Below are 16225 nucleotides of genomic sequence, written 5' to 3'. Positions count from 1 at the left end.
CAGCGTGCCGCAGCTCCTACATGAATATCGGTGTCAGTCCTGACGCAGCGCAATATCAATCAACCGATGCAACTCATCCACCTCCAGCGCCGCCGCCGAAAACAGAATGCGGAACACCACCGGCGCGACCACCAGATTGATCAACCGATCGACACTCGGCGCCGCCTCATCCGGATGCCGCTCGATGATCGTCTGCAACTGCGCGCCGATGATCGTCACGCAATAGCCCGGCGTAGCACTGGCCTGTACGTCGCGCATCATGTTGCGCCCAGGCTCGGAGCTCATCTCGTCGAGATACTGCTCGGCCCACGCGCGGATATCGCTGCGCAAGCTGCCGGTTTGCGCCGGCTCGCTGTCCGGGCGCATGCGGGCGAGGGCGACGTCTGCCAGCAACGCCGACAGATCACCCCAACGCCGGTAAATCGTCGACGGCGTCACCCCGGCGCGCGCGGCAATTTGCGGGACGGTCACGGTCGAGCGCTCCTGTTCTTGCAGGAGCGCTCGAACTGCCGAATGAATTGCATCTTGCACCCGGGCACTGCGGCCGCCGGGGCGTAAACCTTCTTTAATAGCCATGCGGCAGACCTTAACACAAAGAATTTGCTTTAAGCGCGAGGCAGTAGCACACTCCGCAAAAGCAAAAAATTAGCTTTTGCGGAGTGTGCCCATGACCAGCCTTGCTAACAACCGATCCCGCCTGTGGTTTCTGGCGATGACTTTACTGAGTTTTCTCGCCGCCTCCACGGCGCCGACGCCGTTGTATCACCTCTATCAGGATCAACTGCACTTCTCGGCCGCGGTGCTGACGCTGATCTTTGGCGTGTATGCACTCAGTCTGTTGGCGGCGCTATTAACAGTCGGCTCGCTGTCTGATCACCTCGGGCGCAAACCGGTGATCTTCACCGCTGTGGTGCTCAACGCGTTGGCGATGCTGCTGTTTATCTACGCCGACAGTGTGACTTGGCTGATCAGTGCGCGTGTACTCCAAGGTTTTGCGACCGGCATGGCCACCGCCGTTTTAAGCGCGACGTTGCTCGACACCGACCGTCAGCAAGGACCGTTGATCAACAGTGTGGCGCCGTTGCTGGGCATGGCATTGGGCGGTATGGGCTGCGGTTTGCTGGCCGAATTTGCGCCAGCGCCGTTGCAACTGAGCTATTGGCTGCTGCTCGCACTGTTTGTATTGCAGGGCATTTATGTCTGGCGCTTACCGGAAAGCGTCACTCCGCAAGCGGGGGCGTGGGCCTCGTTGCGGCCGACATTGCACGTGCCGATTCAAGCGCGGGCCACCTTGTGGCGCGTGTTGCCGCTGAATACGGCAACGTGGGCGCTCGGCGGTTTCTACGCCTCGTTGGCACCGTCATTGGTGCGCACCGCCACCGGTTCGACGTCCAATCTGATCGGCGGCGCAACCGTGGCCGCCCTGACAGTGACCGGTGCATTGATGATTTTCACCCTGCGCAATCGTCCCGCCGCACGGGCATTGCAGCTAGGCGCGAGCCTGCTGCCGATTGGTCTGGTGTTGATTCTGCTGGGTGTGCACAGCGCCAGTCTGGCGCTGTTTTTCCTTGGCACGCTGGTGGCCGGTTGCGGCTTCGGTGCAGGATTTCTCGGTGCGGTGCGCAGCCTCGTGCCGCTGGCCTTGGCCCATGAGCGCGCGGGGTTGATGGCCGCGTATTACGTGCTCAGTTATCTGGCGTTCTGCCTGCCAGCGTTGCTCGCTGGGCACTTGTCGCGCAGCTACGGATTGCTGGCGACCACCGATGGTTACGGGGCGATTTTGATCGTGTTGGCTGTCGCCGCGTTGTTGCTCAGCCTGCGTCCTGCGCCAGCCCAAGTGTGCCGAGCTCCATAATCACTGCGGTTTCGGTTAGCCTTGGCCCGCCTTCTTCTCACGGATTGACTCATGAAGATTATTCGCAGCAAAACCTTCACCGCCGAGCGCGCCTGGGGTGCGCTGGACATCGCCAACATGAACGGCATCACCACGCGCCTGCACTGGACCGATCAGCCGTACAAATGGCACATCAACGACGGCGAGGAAGTGTTTGTGGTGCTGGATGGGCAAGTGCTGATGCATTACCGCGAACTGGGCGAAGAAAAACAGGTGCAGCTGGATGTCGGTGACATCTTCTATGCGAGCGTCGGCACCGAGCACGTCGCCCATCCGCAAGGCTCTGCGCGGATTCTGGTGATCGAGAGCGAGCGCAGCGTCTGAATGCTTATTGGTAAAGCAGATAACAGTTAGAGATATTACCCGTTATATAGATATTCGATTCGGTTCTACCATGGACTCAACCTCACCGGAGGACAGGAGTTCATGATGATTTGCCCCAATAGCGCCAAACCCGGCATCAAGCCGTTCAGCCAGCTTCAGCATCCACGCGAAGTAATCCGTCAGTTCACCCCGAACTGGTTCGCTGCCACCATGGGCACCGGTGTGCTGGCGTTGGCGCTGGCGCAATTGCCTTTGGCCATTCCAGGCCTGCACGCCATCGCCGAAGGTTTGTGGTTGTTCAACATTCTGTTGTTCAGCCTGTTTACCGCTGCCTACGCCGCCCGCTGGGTTCTGTTCTTCGATGAGGCACGGCGGATTTTCGGCCATTCCACGGTATCGATGTTCTTCGGCACCATTCCCATGGGTCTCGCGACGATCATCAACGGATTTCTGCTGTTCGGCCTGCCGCGCTGGGGCGACGGTGTGATTCATCTTGCCGAAGTGCTGTGGTGGATTGATGTGGCCATGTCACTGGCTTGCGGCGTGTTGATTCCGTACATGATGTTTACCCGTCAGGAACACAGCATCGACCAGATGACCGCCGTTTGGCTGTTGCCGGTCGTCGCAGCCGAAGTGGCAGCGGCCAGCGGTGGTTTGCTCGCGCCGCATCTCACCGATGCCCACTCGCAACTGGTGGTACTGACGACAAGCTACGTGCTCTGGGCTTTTTCCCTGCCGGTAGCGTTCAGCATTCTGACGATTCTGCTGCTGCGCATGGCCCTGCATAAACTGCCACACGAAAACATGGCCGCTTCGAGCTGGCTGGCCCTCGGTCCGATCGGTACCGGTGCGCTGGGCATGTTGCTGCTCGGCGGTGATGCGCCAGCGATCTTCGCGGCCAACGGTCTGCCGGGCATGGGTGAAATCGCCTCGGGTCTGGGACTTATTGCCGGCATTACCCTGTGGGGTTTCGGGCTGTGGTGGATGCTGATGGCACTGCTGATCACCGTGCGGTATTTGCGTGACGGCATCCCGTTCAACCTTGGCTGGTGGGGATTCACCTTTCCGTTGGGCGTGTATTCGCTGGCAACCCTGAAACTGGCGAGCACCTTGAACCTGACGTTTTTCAGCGTCGTCGGCACGCTGTTGGTGATGTTGCTGGCGGTGATGTGGCTGATTGTCGGTAAACGCACCGTGCAGGGCGCCTGGCGTGGCGAGCTGTTTGTCTCGCCGTGCATTGCAGGTTTGAAGAAATAACCTGAAAAGTTTAGGTAAGGTGTGGCCTGGATCGCGCTTCGAGAATCCAATAAGCAGTACCCAGGCCTCTCTACCTTAAACATCAGGGAAACACGGAAGATGAGTCACCCCTCACAGTTCAACCTGCTGCGCACCCGGCGCTTCTTGCCGTTCTTCATCACGCAGTCGCTCGGCGCGTTTAACGACAACGTGTTCAAACAGTCGCTGATCCTCGCCATTCTCTATCGGCTGACCATCGAGGGTGACCGTTCGATCTGGGTCAACCTGTGTGCGTTGCTGTTTATCCTGCCGTTTTTCCTGTTCTCGGCACTGGCCGGGCAGTTTGGCGAAAAGTTCGCCAAGGACGCGCTGATTCGTCTGATCAAACTCGCGGAAATCGCGATCATGGCCGTAGGATCGGTCGGTTTCCTCTTCGATCATTTGTCGCTGATGCTGGTGGCGCTATTCGCCATGGGCACGCATTCGGCGCTGTTCGGGCCGGTGAAATATTCGATCCTGCCGCAAGCGCTGCGCGAGGATGAACTGGTGGGCGGCAACGGCCTGGTGGAGATGGGCACGTTTCTGGCGATTCTCGCCGGGACGATTGGCGCCGGGGTCATCATGTCTTCGAGTCACTATGCGCCGTTGGTGTCCTGCGCGATCGTCGGGATTGCCGTGCTGGGCTATCTGGCCAGCCGCAGCATTCCCCGTGCAGCGGCGTCCTCCCCGGAAATGCGCCTGAACTGGAACATCTTCAGCCAGTCGTGGGCGACGTTGAAACTCGGTCTGGGCCAGACGCCGGCGGTGTCACGCTCGATTGTCGGCAACTCATGGTTCTGGTTTGTCGGGGCGATTTACCTGACGCAGATTCCGGCCTATGCCAAAGAGTGGATGCACGGTGATGAGACCGTGGTCACCCTGATTCTGACGGTGTTCTCGGTCGGTATCGCGCTCGGCTCGATGCTCTGCGAGAAACTGTCCGGGCGCAAAGTCGAGATTGGCTTGGTGCCGTTCGGCTCGTTTGGTCTGACCGTGTTCGGTTTGCTGTTGTGGTGGCACTCCGGCGGAATTCCCGACAGCGTCACCGGCCACAGCTGGATTGAAGTGCTCGGCTTCGTGCACACCTGGGCGGTGTTGATCGATATTCTTGGCCTCGGCATCTTCGGTGGTTTCTACATCGTGCCGCTGTATGCCTTGATCCAGTCACGTACCGCTGAAAACGAGCGCGCGCGGGTGATTGCCGCCAACAACATTCTCAACGCGTTGTTTATGGTGGTTTCGGCCATCGTTTCGATCGTGCTGTTGAGCGTGGCCAAGCTGTCGATCCCGCAGCTGTTCCTGGTGGTGTCGCTGCTGAACATCGGCGTCAACGCCTACATCTTCAAGATCGTCCCCGAGTTCAGCATGCGTTTCATGATCTGGCTACTCAGCCATTCCATGTACCGCGTCGAGCACCGTAACCTTGAGGCGATTCCCGATGAAGGCGCGGCATTGCTGGTGTGCAACCACGTGTCGTTCGTCGATGCCTTGCTGATTGGCGGCGCGGTGCGTCGGCCGATTCGCTTTGTCATGTACTACAAGATCTACAACTTGCCGGTGCTGAACTTTATCTTCCGCACAGCGGGAACAATTCCGATTGCCGGACGTAATGAAGACATCCAGATTTACGAAAAGGCCTTCACGCGCATTGCTCAATATCTGAAGGAGGGTGAGTTGGTGTGCATCTTCCCGGAAGGCAAGTTGACTGCCGATGGCGAGATGAACGAATTCCGCGGTGGGCTGACGCGGATTATCGAGGAGACGCCGGTGCCGGTGATTCCGTTGGCGTTGCAGGGGTTGTGGGGGAGTTTCTTCAGTCGCGATCCGAATAAAGGTGTGTTTCGGCGGTTGTGGTCGCGGGTGACGTTGGTGGCGGGTGCGCCGGTGGGCGTGGATGCTGCTGAGCCGGCGCAGTTGCAAGTGTTGGTGGGGGAGTTGCGCGGGGCCATCAGATAGTCGGCGATTTTAAGGGCCTCTTCGCGAGCAGGCTCGCTCCCACAGTTGATCGTATTCCTCTGACGGAACGCGGTTGAATGTGGGAGCGAGCCTGCTCGAAAGCGCTAGTGGCTTAAGCGCTGACCTTGAGGCCAATCAACCCGGTAATGATCAACGCTACGCTGGCCAGCCGAATCAACGCCATCGACTCGCCAAACAGAATGATCCCGGCAATCACCGTGCCCACGGCACCGACACCGGTCCAGATCGCATAGGCCGTGCCCAGCGGCAATTCCTTCATCGCGAGGCCAAGCAGGCCAAGGCTGATGGCCATGGCCGCAACGGTCAGAACGGTGGGCAGCGGGCGGGTGAAGCCGTCGGTGTATTTCAGGCCGACGGCCCAGCCGACTTCGAACAGGCCGGCGAAAAACAGAATGATCCAGGACATGCAAGACCTCCATCGATAGACGGGGTCGTCCCCAGATTAATAACTCGATCGAGCCGCAGGGTCGTCCCCGCGTTGCGCGCTAGTTTGACTAGCATTAACCCGGGGATCAAGTTTCGAGGTCAGTCAGCCACTTGCTGCGCCAGGGTCTCGCGATCTTCCTTTTCACTCATGCGCCGGAAGTAAGTCGACAGCAGCGCGCCGGAAATATTGTGCCAAACGCTGAACAACGCGCTCGGCACCGCCGCCAATGGCGAAAAATGCGCACTGGCCAATGCAGCGCCCAATCCCGAATTCTGCATACCCACCTCCAGTGCCAGCGACTTGCGTTGGGCCAGCGGCAGCTTGAACAGGCGCCCGGTGAAGTAGCCCAGCAAATAACCGAAGCTGTTGTGCAGCATGACCACGGCCATGATCAACAGGCCGGATTCGGCGATCTTTGCCTGACTGGCCGCCACCACGGCGGTCACGATAATGACGATGCTGACCACCGACACCAGCGGCAACACATCGACGGCGTGACGAACCTTGTCGCCAAGCAAACGCTGGGCAACCACGCCAAGAATGATCGGTAGCAACACCACTTGCAGGATCGACCAGAACAGCTCCATGAACGACACCGGCAACCACGCCGAAGCCAGCAGCCAGATCAGCGCCGGGGTCAGCAGTGGGGCGAGGAGGGTGGTGACGGCGGCAATGGCCACCGATAACGCCAGATCACCCCGAGCCAGCCAGGTCATGACGTTGGAAGAAGTGCCACTCGGGCAGCAGCCGACCAGAATCACCCCGACGGCGATTTCCGGCGGCAGGTGGAACACTTGGCAGAGCAACCACGCCACACCGGGCATGATCACGAAATGCGCGACTACGCCCAGCGCCACGCGCCACGGATGGCGGGCGACGGCAGCGAAGTCGTCAAGTTTGAGGGTCAGGCCCATGCCGAACATCACCAGGCCCAGCAACGGTACGATCGCGCCTTTGAGGCCGAGGAACCACGCCGGTTGCAGGAACGCAATCACCGCGAAAATCAGAACCCAGTAAGCGAAGGTATTGCCGACAAAGCGGCTGAGTGCAGCCAGTGCGCGCATGGCTTGATCCTTATTATGTGAAAGCGTTAGGAAGCTAAGCATACGTCGCCAGCAAAAAGATCGCAGCCTCCGGCAGTTCCTACAGAAAAACACGTCCTCTGTAGGAGCTGCCGAAGGCTGCGATCTTTTAAGCGTTCACACAAAAAACCGATCAGATCCCCTGCGGAGTCTCTTCGCCACCTAACGCTTCCACCAGCGCCGGCAGGAAATCACCGAAGGTCAGCATCATCAGGGTGAAGCTGGCATCCAGTTGACCCAGTGCCTCATCACCACCGTCCTGTTCCGCCTGATCCTGCAACAGATCTTCGAACTTCAGACGTTTGACAGTCATCTTGTCGTCGAGCATGAACGACAGTTTGTCCTGCCATGCCAGCGACAACTGAGTGACCACTTTGCCGGTGCTCAGGTGCAGCTGGATTTCTTCGCTGGTCAGGTCCTGACGCTTGCAACGGACGATGCCGCCGTCTTCGTGGGTGTCGCGCAGCTCGCATTCGTCCAGCACATAGAAGTCGTCGGCAGCTTTCTGCGTGGTGACCCATTCGGTCATGGTCGCGGTAGGCGACATTTTCACGGTCAGCGGACGGACGGGCAGGGTGCCGATCACTTCACGCAGGGTCGACAGCAGGTCTTCAGCGCGTTTCGGGCTGGCCGAGTTGACCAGAATCAGGCCCTGTTTCGGCGCGATGGCGGCGAAGGTCGACGAGCGACGAATAAAGGCGCGCGGCAGGAACGCCTGGATGATTTCATCCTTGATCTGATCGCGTTCCTTCTTATAGACCTTGCGCATCTGCTCGGCTTCGATCTCTTCGACCTTTTCCTTGACCGCGTCACGCACGACGCTGCCCGGCAGAATGCGTTCTTCTTTACGGGCGGAAATCAGCAGGAAGTCACCGCTGACGTGCACCAATGGAGCATCTTCGCCTTTGCCGAACGGCGCGACGAAACCGTAGGTGGTCAACTCCTGGCTTGCACATGGACGCGCCAGTTTGGTGGCCAGTGCAGTTTCCAGCGCCTCGGCATCGACAGGCAGGTCTTGGGTCAGGCGATAGATAAGCAGGTTTTTGAACCACATGGGGTGAGTCTCTCCTTTATACAAAGGGGGGCATTATTGTCTTCGCCGTCTCATAGGCCAACCCTTCTCTAAGCCTTTGGAAGGCCTGAGAAAATTATTTAAAAAAGTGCTTGCCAGAGGTTGGGTCGCTCCGTAGAATGCGCGCCACACCGAAGCGAAGGGTGATTAGCTCAGCTGGGAGAGCGTCTGCCTTACAAGCAGAATGTCGGCGGTTCGATCCCGTCATCACCCACCATTCGTTTCAAGTGTTTAGCGCAGCGGTAGTTCAGTCGGTTAGAATACCGGCCTGTCACGCCGGGGGTCGCGGGTTCGAGTCCCGTCCGCTGCGCCATATTCGGTAACCTGGACCACTGAACGCCAGGTCACCACGGAAAAACCCGCCAAGGCGGGTTTTTTTCTGCTCCAAGGTTGTACCCGCGGGATGTGTCGTTTTACCGGTTTTCGGATTTATTTGAAAAAAACTTCAATTAAATCAACACTTTACGAAAACTTGTGGCATAATGCGTCCCGTAACGAAGCGAAGGGTGATTAGCTCAGCTGGGAGAGCGTCTGCCTTACAAGCAGAATGTCGGCGGTTCGATCCCGTCATCACCCACCATTCGTTTCAAGCGTTTCGCGCAGCGGTAGTTCAGTCGGTTAGAATACCGGCCTGTCACGCCGGGGGTCGCGGGTTCGAGTCCCGTCCGCTGCGCCATATTCGGAATCTGGAACACTGAACGCCAGATTCCACAGAAAGCCCGCCTAGTGCGGGCTTTTTGCTGTCCCGGATTTGTTGATTTCAAGTTTCCACGGTGTCATGACACCGTGCTACTGCGCAGCATTTTGGCTGTGTCGATAGTCGCTCACTGCCTCATATACCGTTTTACGCAAGCGGTTGATCCCGCCAATCGGCCGATGCGCCTCAAGCCCGAACCACGGATTAAACGAAAGGTTGTCACACGCCAGATTTAGCGCCGGGGTATCGAAATCCTGCGGCGGCAGGGTAATCCGCGCGACCGTTTCAAAGGGTGAGTCCTGCTCGCGCCATTCGATGCTGGTGTCTTCGATCGGCATGTACTTGTTGGCATCCTGGCGCTGGATCTGCAGTACGAAACAGGCTGGTATCCGGTCCGTCGACAACTGCTGAGTCAAAGCGCTGCGCAGGAAATTCGGCAGGTCGTGGTTCTGTTTGGGCAGTGTATAGGCAGGGCAACTGTCCGGATCGGGTGCAACACGAAACTTTGCATTGGCTTCCCCGAACTTGTAGGGCGAAACCGAAAAGTATGTCGTCGCTGTCGGGCTGTCCGGTGGCGGCGATAGCGTTGCCAAGGCAATAAACAAATGGCGGATCTGCCAGCTGCGCGGATCCCAGCCGGGGAAAAACGCCATGACCTTTTTGCCGTCAGCCTGCGCCGCCACATTCTGACGGTACTCGGCGACATCGCTGACAAAAAAGTTCGGGTGGCTGAACATCACGAAATCCTGCTCAGGCTGTGACTGGCGATTGCCAAGCAGCTGTTTTCCCGATACGTCCAGCAGTTTGATCGCCATGCCCCGCGCGTCGCGGAGGCTGTCGAACTGTGGGTAGGCATTGCCATTGGACAGGCGAATCATCGCTTGCCAGGTTTTGCCGGGCTCACTGAACACGCCTTGTCGCAGCGACTGCGCCAGTTGCGGCAACACCTGCACCTGAGCTTTTACACAACCATGAGCCTTGGCATGGGCGTCGCGCAGATACCGTGTGCTTTCTCGGTGTTGATCGACGATGCGTACGGCGGTCTGGATCACGTCCTGGGTCATCGCCGCTTCGCCGGTGGGAATCTGCTCCTGCGCCGACACCGGGCCACGGTGTTGCCAGGCAAACCAGACCGTAGCGATGGCCCAGCCGAGCAAGCCGATGACAAGCGCTATCAACAGAACCTTGCCCAGCAAACGACCCAGCCACAACCAGATTCTGGCCAGCAGCGACTGTTCTTTCTTGAAGGTTGAGATCATGGCAGTTGCGCCTCCAGTGGGCCGCCGAGGACTTTCAGGTACTCAAGAAGCGCCCAGCGTTCTTCGGGCTGCAATAGCCGGCCAATCACGCCGTTGCCACGTTCGCCGGCGCGGAACTCATGGCCGCTGTTGTGGTTGCCGGTGATCCGCGTATCGAACAGGAAGCCATTGGTAAACGCTTCGGTGCGATACCCCAGATGTCGCGGATCGTATTCAAAGGTGCCTTTGAAGAAGGTTGTGGCGCGCTCATCCTGCGGCGACAGCAACTGATAGATGTTCGGTACCGAACCGTTGTGCAGGAACGGAGCGGTGGCCCAGATACCGGCCAGCGGGCGGGCCTTGTAAGCGACTTTTTCGCGAACGCCGATCGGCAGGCCAAAGCCGTCCATGCGTGGTTTTTCCTGCGGCGTGACGTTGGCTTCGCGATAGGCGCGGTCTTCGACGAAAGCGGTGACGTAAGCCAAGCCCTTGGCCACCGATAACTGGCTCAAGTCCAGTGGCTCCTTGGGTGTCGGATGCAGCTTGACGTCCATTTTTTCCAGTTCTTTCAGATCCCACTGCAGGGCTGTCAGGTCGAAACGGTGGTTGGCGATATTGTCGGCAGCGGTCGGGTCGGTGCCGATGACACTGGCCGGCAGCATGTGCAAATGCTGCACCCAGCGCTCACCTTCCTGAGTCTGGCGCGGTACGTGACAACCGGCGCAGTTCTCGACAAATAGCGTGCGGCCCTTGGCTGCCAAGGGTTTGTCGATGGCGCCAAACAGATCCTCTGGCCAGGCTGGCGGCTTGAGTCTTTGCAGGGTTTCTTCGATTTTGTGCAGATCACGCACGCGCACGCTGGAGGCATAGCGTGCTTCGCCTTGCAGCGGCTGGCCGTTGGCATCGAAAAAATTCAGGGTGGCGCCGACGCCTAACGCTTCACCGATATTGCGCGCCATTGGTTGCTGCGCCGAGCCGTTCCACTGCACCCAATCGAACGTCCACATGTCCCAGAGCTGCGGGTAATCCACCGGGGCATTGGCCACGCGGTAGTTGGCGGGGGAAATCGCATCGCCAAACGTCGCATTGGCAATGCGTCCGAAAGCATCGGCGCGGCCGGGACCTTCTTCGGTCGGGTAGAGGCCGCGATGGGTATCGTTCCAGGCGACTTTGAGGAATGTATTCAGTGAGGTTTTGAAGTCTTTGCGCAATTGCTCGTGACGCGTGTCGTATTCGTCGCCCAGCACGATTCTGGCAAAACGTTCGAATTTCCATGGGTTGTAGTAAGTCGCGGTCAGACTTGCCACCAATGCCTGTCCGAAACTGCCACCACGCAAAGTAGGAACACTGGAAGGCAACACATGTTGCGCGGTGCCCCCGTCAATTCGCACGGCCTGGCCGTTGATGCGCAATTCGCCGGTGTGGCAAGCGGCGCAAGTAATGTCCAGATATTGCTCAGAGCTGCCGGGATTCTGATGGCGGGCAAAACCGACGGGGAGGTTGCCGGGGTTGTTCGCCGTGGCTTTGTGCTGCGGATCAATCAGAAACCCGAAGCGCGCGAGGTAATCGGAGGACGCGAAACGCTGTTCAGAAAAAGGCAGCTCCAAGGCCTGGAACCACTCGTAGCGAAGGCCTTTGACCTGCGTACCCTGAGGCGTGAAATAGTAGGTTTGCCGGTCTTCGTCACTCCACTGATCGAGGTAATGCACCTGCTCGGCGGGGGTGTAGAAGGGCAATTTCGGGTTGGCGACGTAATACAGGACCACGGCAAGAACCAGTCCCAGCAGCACGACGATCAGGGTCAGCACACGGAATAAGAGGCGCAAGATAAACATCCTTGTCGATTTGTTCCGCTGTTATGCCTGAGCACGCCCCCATGCGGCAAGTGGCCATTACGCCAGATGATGCGAGAAGGAACGACGCTGATTGTCGGGACAAGATGACAGAAGCTTCATCGTCGCTTCGCCTCGATGCGTTTTAATCCCTGAACTTATCGGAAGTTTCCTGCTCTCATGCCGGTAGCCATTGGTCGTGGCGGCCTGATAAGCTCGCGGCTTTACTCGATTGCCCTTTCGGCGCATGAACAAGGAAATAGCATGAAACAGCATCGGTTGGCGGCGGCGGTTGCCCTGGTTAGCCTGGTCCTCGCGGGTTGTGATTCGCAGACCAGCGTAGAGCTGAAAACCCCGGCGCAAAAAGCTTCCTACGGTATCGGCCTGAACATGGGCAAGAGCCTGGCTCAGGAAGGCATGGATGATCTGGACTCCAAAGCGGTAGCCCAGGGCATCGAAGATGCCGTCGGCAAGAAAGAACAGAAGCTGAAAGATGAAGAACTGGTCGAAGCCTTCGCCGCGCTGCAAAAGCGTGCTGAAGAGCGTATGGCCAAAATGAGCGAAGAGTCGGCTGCGGCTGGCAAGAAGTTCCTCGAAGAAAACGGCAAGAAGGCGGGTGTAACCACCACTGCTTCCGGCCTGCAATACGAAGTGGTCAAGAAAGCCGACGGCCCACAGCCCAAGCCGACTGACGTAGTGACTGTTCACTACACCGGCAAGCTGACCAACGGCACCGTATTCGACAGCTCCGTCGAGCGCGGCAGCCCGATCGATCTGCCGGTAAGCGGCGTGATTCCGGGTTGGGTTGAAGGTCTGCAACTGATGCACGTTGGCGAGAAGTACAAACTGTACATCCCTAGCGATCTGGCTTATGGCGCTCAGTCGCCAAGCCCGGCAATCCCGGCCAACTCGGTTCTGGTCTTCGACCTGGAACTGCTGGCCATCAAGGATCCAGCCAAAGAAGCCGCTGCTGCCAAGTAATTGGTAAAGGCTTCAACAACAACGCCTCGCTTATGCGGGGCGTTGTTGCATCTGGACCCTGGCAAGGGTAAACAGAGCGAACCGATGGCGGTCGGGAGAGTCATAGCCAATGAGACTGCCATCGCTAGCCGCCCTGAGCAGCCAAGTCAATGAAATATTGGGGTTTTTTATGTGAGTAAAAAACGCCCGATCTGAGCGCAGCCCTTATGAAACGGGGCTTTCAGCGCTGAAATGCAGCTCTGTTCACAAGGTTATCCACAATTTGTGTGGATAACATTTCAACGGGAGGAATAGATGAAAGCTCCGTGGAATTTTGCTCGATTCCTGCCCTTGGCCGGCCGCCTGCTCGCACGCGGCCGTTTGCCGACCTTATTGTTTGCGGTTGCCAGCAAAGGCGCTGCGCAGGGCAATCGCCTCGGTAAACTCAAGGACGATTTACGTTTACTCCAGGCTTTGTGCCTGGCCTATTGGCGCGGCGAGTACCGCGCCATCAGTGGCAAAGCGCTGGTGTCGGTGGTGGCGGGTTTGATGTATTTCCTCAGCCCGGTGGATGCGATTCCGGATTTCATTCCCGTATTCGGCATGCTCGACGACATCGCCGTCCTCGCCTGGCTGATGAAAACCCTCGACGATGAGCTCAATGCCTTTCGCCTGTGGCGCAATCGTCAGCAACCGGAAAAGCTCGCAGTCGTCGAACGCCTGCCGGATACCCCCGAGCAACTGCAACTTCAGGGGCCGAAAAAAACCTGATTCCTCAACACCCGCCTACAGATAGATACCCCCCGCGACCTTGGCCGCTGTTAGGATTACACTTCTAGGGAAAAGTGCCGACTCGCTAAGTGTTGTTGTCCTACGGGGTAGTCATGGATATTCAGATAATTGCACGCGATGGCGAACCCGAATACGCGGTTCTGCCGTGGGCTCAGTATCAGGCTCTACTAAAAGCAGCAGGCATTAATGAAACACCGTCGCGTCCGGCACCTACGCCGCTCGCGGCCTCACCAGACACGATTCTTCCAGGTCTGGATCAACTACGCAGTTTGCGCGAAGGGAAGGGCATCGCCATTGAGGCGTTGGCCCGCACGGTAGGCATCAGCCCGTCTTATCTGGCCATGATCGAAAGTGGCGAGCGTCAGCCCGACGCCGCGATTCGCCGCAGCCTGGCTTGGGAATTGACGGTGCCAGGGTGGAGGGATGAATCGTGAGCGTACGCATCAGTCGTCAACATTGGGACGGATTGCTCGGAGAACTGGATCAAGCGCGCCGTCAGCGCCATCTACTGACTTATCGGGCCTTGCTCGAGCGTTTGCAATTGCCGACACCGGCCATGCAAACCTTGACCGCCGCGCTTGAGCATCTGGCCGCGCTGGATGCCAAGGCCGAACAACCGTTGCGCAGTTCACTGGTGATCAGCCAAGGTGCCAGTCGCCTGCCGCGTACCGGTTTCTTTGAGTGTGTTGAACGTCTGGGGCGTTTTTCCGGGCCGTCCGATGGTGTTGCTGCGGCCTCTTGGCATGCTTCGGAAGTTGTCCGTGTTTTTGAATACGAGTACCCGGAATCGGCGGAGGCCTGAGTGTTTTTACGACTCAAGGCGCGGGCCAGTTACTGGCTGGCCCGTAGGCTGTTTCACTGGTCATGGTTCGTTCGACAACCGCGTGGCTGGCGCTGGCTCGAAGGGCAGTTTGCGCGCATGGCCAACCTTGGCGATGTCGGTGCGCAGAGCTTCTATGGGCACATCCTGACCTTTCGCGGTGTCGGCTTGGGCGCGCGTGAAGAAGGTGTGCGCCTGTTGCGCTTGGCGGCGCTCGCAGGCGATGGCAAAGCGGCTTATCAGGTCGGTGTGATCAGTCTGGCCGGGACGCTGGGTAAACTCCCGGACCCTGTCGAAGCCGCACGCTGGTGGGGGATGGCTGCCAAGGCCGGGCATCCGTTGGCTGAGCTCAAATTGAAAGAGCTGAGCGCTCGGGATTCAACGCAGTAAATCCATTTGTGTCCGCACGATAAACGCGGCGTGAGGTTTTCCTCACGCCGCGTTTGCGTTTCTGTGCACCTGTTTAGCTGCTGGTGATGCTTTACAGATAAGTCCTACAGTCATCGCCTACTTGCCTGACTTCTTTCCTGATTGATCCCCCGCACAGTTCCCGCGCCTAATTTTTGCGCGAGGGAACGCTCATGTTTGATCCGCTTATTCAGTCCACTTCGCACACCCGCGTGCGCTAATGGACGCCGTCACCCGCATCGAGCAAGCACTCGACAGCTTTCCCGCCACCCTCAGTATTTACCGCGAACAGCTCAAGCATTGGGCCAGTCACGCGGCGGACAAGGTCAGCCACGCTGCGGATCTGCCGTCGCTGATGGGCATGGAGCGGATCATTCGCTTCGGCTCCGATAGCACTGCCGTCAGCAGCACCGACAACGAATTTTTCTCAGGTGTCGTCCAGTGCCCGAAGGGCGGGTTGATGCAGATCGAGAGCAAGTTCGAGTCGGTCTACGACATTCCGCTGGGCAACATCGTGGTCGATGTGATCGCCATGGACGGTGGCGTAACCACCCCTATCACCCTTGATGAGCAAGGCAAGGGCTCTTTCAAAGGAATACCTGGCAGGTTCTACCGGGTGCAGGTGCACAGCGATGTCACTCCGGATCAGGTCGAGGACCTTTTCAAAGCTTATGACGGCCTGACCGCTGAGCTGGATGGCTGGCTACGCAGTGAATGGAAGAGTTTCAAGCCGCAGTGGTCGCAGTCGGTGGCGACGGCGGCAGGCAACGGCATGCTCGCCGGGAGCTGGGCGGCCATCGAGGGGGTGTGGGACAGCATTGGTTTGCTCTCGGACATTCTCAAGGATCCCGGCCAGTTTGTTGAGCGCTTGGGCAGTGGCGTGGCAGATCTGATCGAGCTGGCGAAAACTGCGCCCGAGGTCATGGAGAAGCTGCAACTGCTGGTCAGTGACGAAGCTGCACTGTGCTTATTGTTGCGCACTGCCAGCCTTTGGCTGGAGATGTTGCCGCCCAGTGAAGTTGCCGGCAAAACGGCGGAAGCGGCGTCGATGATGATGGTGCAGATGCTCATCGATGTGCTGATCAGCGTCGTCTTGACGTTTGTCAGTGGTGGCGCAGGCATCGCTTATCTGACGCTGCGTCTGGCGGATCGCGCCGTGCAATTGCTGTCGGCGGTGAAGCGTTTGGTAAAGGCGATGTTCGGCATCGTCGAAGGGTTCATCAAATACGTCGATCAATACAAAAGCGTTGCCGCCCGAGGCATCGCCACCGGGGTGAAAAAGGGCCGGATGCAATTGCGCTGGAATGCGCAGCGCAACACCTTGTTGAAGAAAGACGAGCCTCACGATGACTCGCCGGATCAGGCGAAAAACCCCAACGGCGACAGCGCCGATTGCGTGCCGCGCACCTGCACCAACGGCTGCCCGG

15 protein-coding genes, 4 tRNA genes and 1 pseudogene are annotated in these 16225 nt (G+C 58.4%); 14 read left to right on the top strand and 6 right to left on the bottom strand.

All coding sequences use genetic code 11. From position 1 onward, the window contains the following. Positions 1-33: 33 nt before the first annotated feature. On the bottom strand, positions 34-576 hold the full coding sequence (locus tag PMI23_RS17265; RefSeq protein WP_042704976.1) for a TetR/AcrR family transcriptional regulator: 543 nt from the start codon (positions 574-576) through the stop codon (positions 34-36). A gap of 91 nt (positions 577-667) precedes the next feature. Between PMI23_RS17265 and PMI23_RS17260 the strand changes: the two genes are divergently transcribed. The 4 genes from PMI23_RS17260 (at position 668) to PMI23_RS17245 (ending at position 5449) form a co-directional block, all read left to right on the top strand. After that, the gene (locus tag PMI23_RS17260) at positions 668-1855 is read left to right on the top strand and encodes an MFS transporter (protein ID WP_007919773.1); all 1188 of its coding nucleotides are present in this window, start codon (positions 668-670) and stop codon (positions 1853-1855) included. Positions 1856-1906: 51 nt separating this feature from the next. Beyond that, positions 1907-2218, top strand: coding sequence for a cupin domain-containing protein (locus PMI23_RS17255; protein WP_007919771.1), 312 nt, complete (start codon positions 1907-1909; stop codon positions 2216-2218). Between the two features lie 105 nt (positions 2219-2323). Continuing rightward, entirely contained in the window at positions 2324-3475 is a 1152-nt protein-coding gene (locus PMI23_RS17250) for a TDT family transporter (protein WP_007919769.1), read from the top strand. Positions 3476-3574: 99 nt separating this feature from the next. Next, complete coding sequence (locus PMI23_RS17245) at positions 3575-5449, top strand: MFS transporter (RefSeq protein WP_007919767.1); 1875 nt, start codon at positions 3575-3577, stop codon at positions 5447-5449. A 112-nt stretch (positions 5450-5561) separates the two neighbouring features. On the opposite strand, the gene sugE is transcribed toward PMI23_RS17245, so the two are convergent. The 3 genes from sugE to rdgC form a co-directional block, all read right to left on the bottom strand. Beyond that, a complete protein-coding gene (gene sugE, locus PMI23_RS17240) occupies positions 5562-5876 on the bottom strand; it encodes a quaternary ammonium compound efflux SMR transporter SugE (RefSeq protein WP_003223093.1) in 315 nt (104 codons plus the stop codon). 119 nt (positions 5877-5995) lie between these two features. Further along, a complete protein-coding gene (locus PMI23_RS17235) occupies positions 5996-6961 on the bottom strand; it encodes a bile acid:sodium symporter family protein (protein ID WP_007919765.1) in 966 nt (321 codons plus the stop codon). A 151-nt stretch (positions 6962-7112) separates the two neighbouring features. Further along, positions 7113-8033 (bottom strand): recombination-associated protein RdgC, encoded by a 921-nt coding sequence (rdgC, locus tag PMI23_RS17230; RefSeq protein WP_007919763.1) that lies wholly within the window; start codon positions 8031-8033, stop codon positions 7113-7115. Between the two features lie 159 nt (positions 8034-8192). Here rdgC and PMI23_RS17225 point away from each other — a divergent pair. The 4 genes from PMI23_RS17225 (at position 8193) to PMI23_RS17210 (ending at position 8727) form a co-directional block, all read left to right on the top strand. After that, a tRNA-Val gene (locus PMI23_RS17225) sits at positions 8193-8268 on the top strand. Positions 8269-8287: 19 nt separating this feature from the next. Next, a tRNA-Asp gene (locus PMI23_RS17220) sits at positions 8288-8364 on the top strand. A 191-nt stretch (positions 8365-8555) separates the two neighbouring features. Continuing rightward, positions 8556-8631: transfer RNA gene (locus tag PMI23_RS17215), tRNA-Val, on the top strand. Between the two features lie 19 nt (positions 8632-8650). After that, positions 8651-8727 (top strand) — tRNA-Asp (locus PMI23_RS17210). A 113-nt stretch (positions 8728-8840) separates the two neighbouring features. Here the strand turns inward: PMI23_RS17210 and PMI23_RS17205 are convergent. Both PMI23_RS17205 and PMI23_RS17200 read right to left on the bottom strand, forming a co-directional pair. Beyond that, positions 8841-10007 (bottom strand): catalase family protein, encoded by a 1167-nt coding sequence (locus PMI23_RS17205; RefSeq protein WP_007919761.1) that lies wholly within the window; start codon positions 10005-10007, stop codon positions 8841-8843. After that, positions 10004-11812: a di-heme-cytochrome C peroxidase gene (locus tag PMI23_RS17200; protein ID WP_007919752.1), complete on the bottom strand. Its 1809-nt coding sequence runs from the start codon at positions 11810-11812 to the stop codon at positions 10004-10006. Before PMI23_RS17200 ends, PMI23_RS17205 begins: the two co-directional genes overlap by 4 nt. Positions 11813-12082: 270 nt before the next feature. On the opposite strand from PMI23_RS17200, the gene PMI23_RS17195 reads away from it, so the two are divergent. From PMI23_RS17195 to PMI23_RS17170, 6 genes and pseudogenes are all read left to right on the top strand, one after another. Continuing rightward, positions 12083-12799: an FKBP-type peptidyl-prolyl cis-trans isomerase gene (locus PMI23_RS17195; protein ID WP_007919751.1), complete on the top strand. Its 717-nt coding sequence runs from the start codon at positions 12083-12085 to the stop codon at positions 12797-12799. Positions 12800-13093: 294 nt separating this feature from the next. Next, on the top strand, positions 13094-13549 hold the full coding sequence (locus PMI23_RS17190) for a YkvA family protein (RefSeq protein WP_007919749.1): 456 nt from the start codon (positions 13094-13096) through the stop codon (positions 13547-13549). 113 nt (positions 13550-13662) lie between these two features. After that, on the top strand, positions 13663-14004 hold the full coding sequence (locus tag PMI23_RS17185) for a helix-turn-helix domain-containing protein (RefSeq protein WP_007919748.1): 342 nt from the start codon (positions 13663-13665) through the stop codon (positions 14002-14004). Further along, positions 14001-14372: a hypothetical protein gene (locus PMI23_RS17180; RefSeq protein ID WP_003223109.1), complete on the top strand. Its 372-nt coding sequence runs from the start codon at positions 14001-14003 to the stop codon at positions 14370-14372. Before PMI23_RS17185 ends, PMI23_RS17180 begins: the two co-directional genes overlap by 4 nt. Next, the gene (locus PMI23_RS17175) at positions 14373-14780 is read left to right on the top strand and encodes an SEL1-like repeat protein (protein WP_007919747.1); all 408 of its coding nucleotides are present in this window, start codon (positions 14373-14375) and stop codon (positions 14778-14780) included. A 238-nt stretch (positions 14781-15018) separates the two neighbouring features. Further along, positions 15019-16225, top strand: a pseudogene (locus PMI23_RS17170) (type IV secretion protein Rhs); the annotation flags it as partial.

This window comes from Pseudomonas sp. GM24 (assembly GCF_000282235.1).
Classification (GTDB): Bacteria; Pseudomonadota; Gammaproteobacteria; order Pseudomonadales; family Pseudomonadaceae; genus Aquipseudomonas.
Note: the sequence above shows the minus strand (reverse complement) of the source record. Positions and strands in the feature narration are given on the sequence as shown.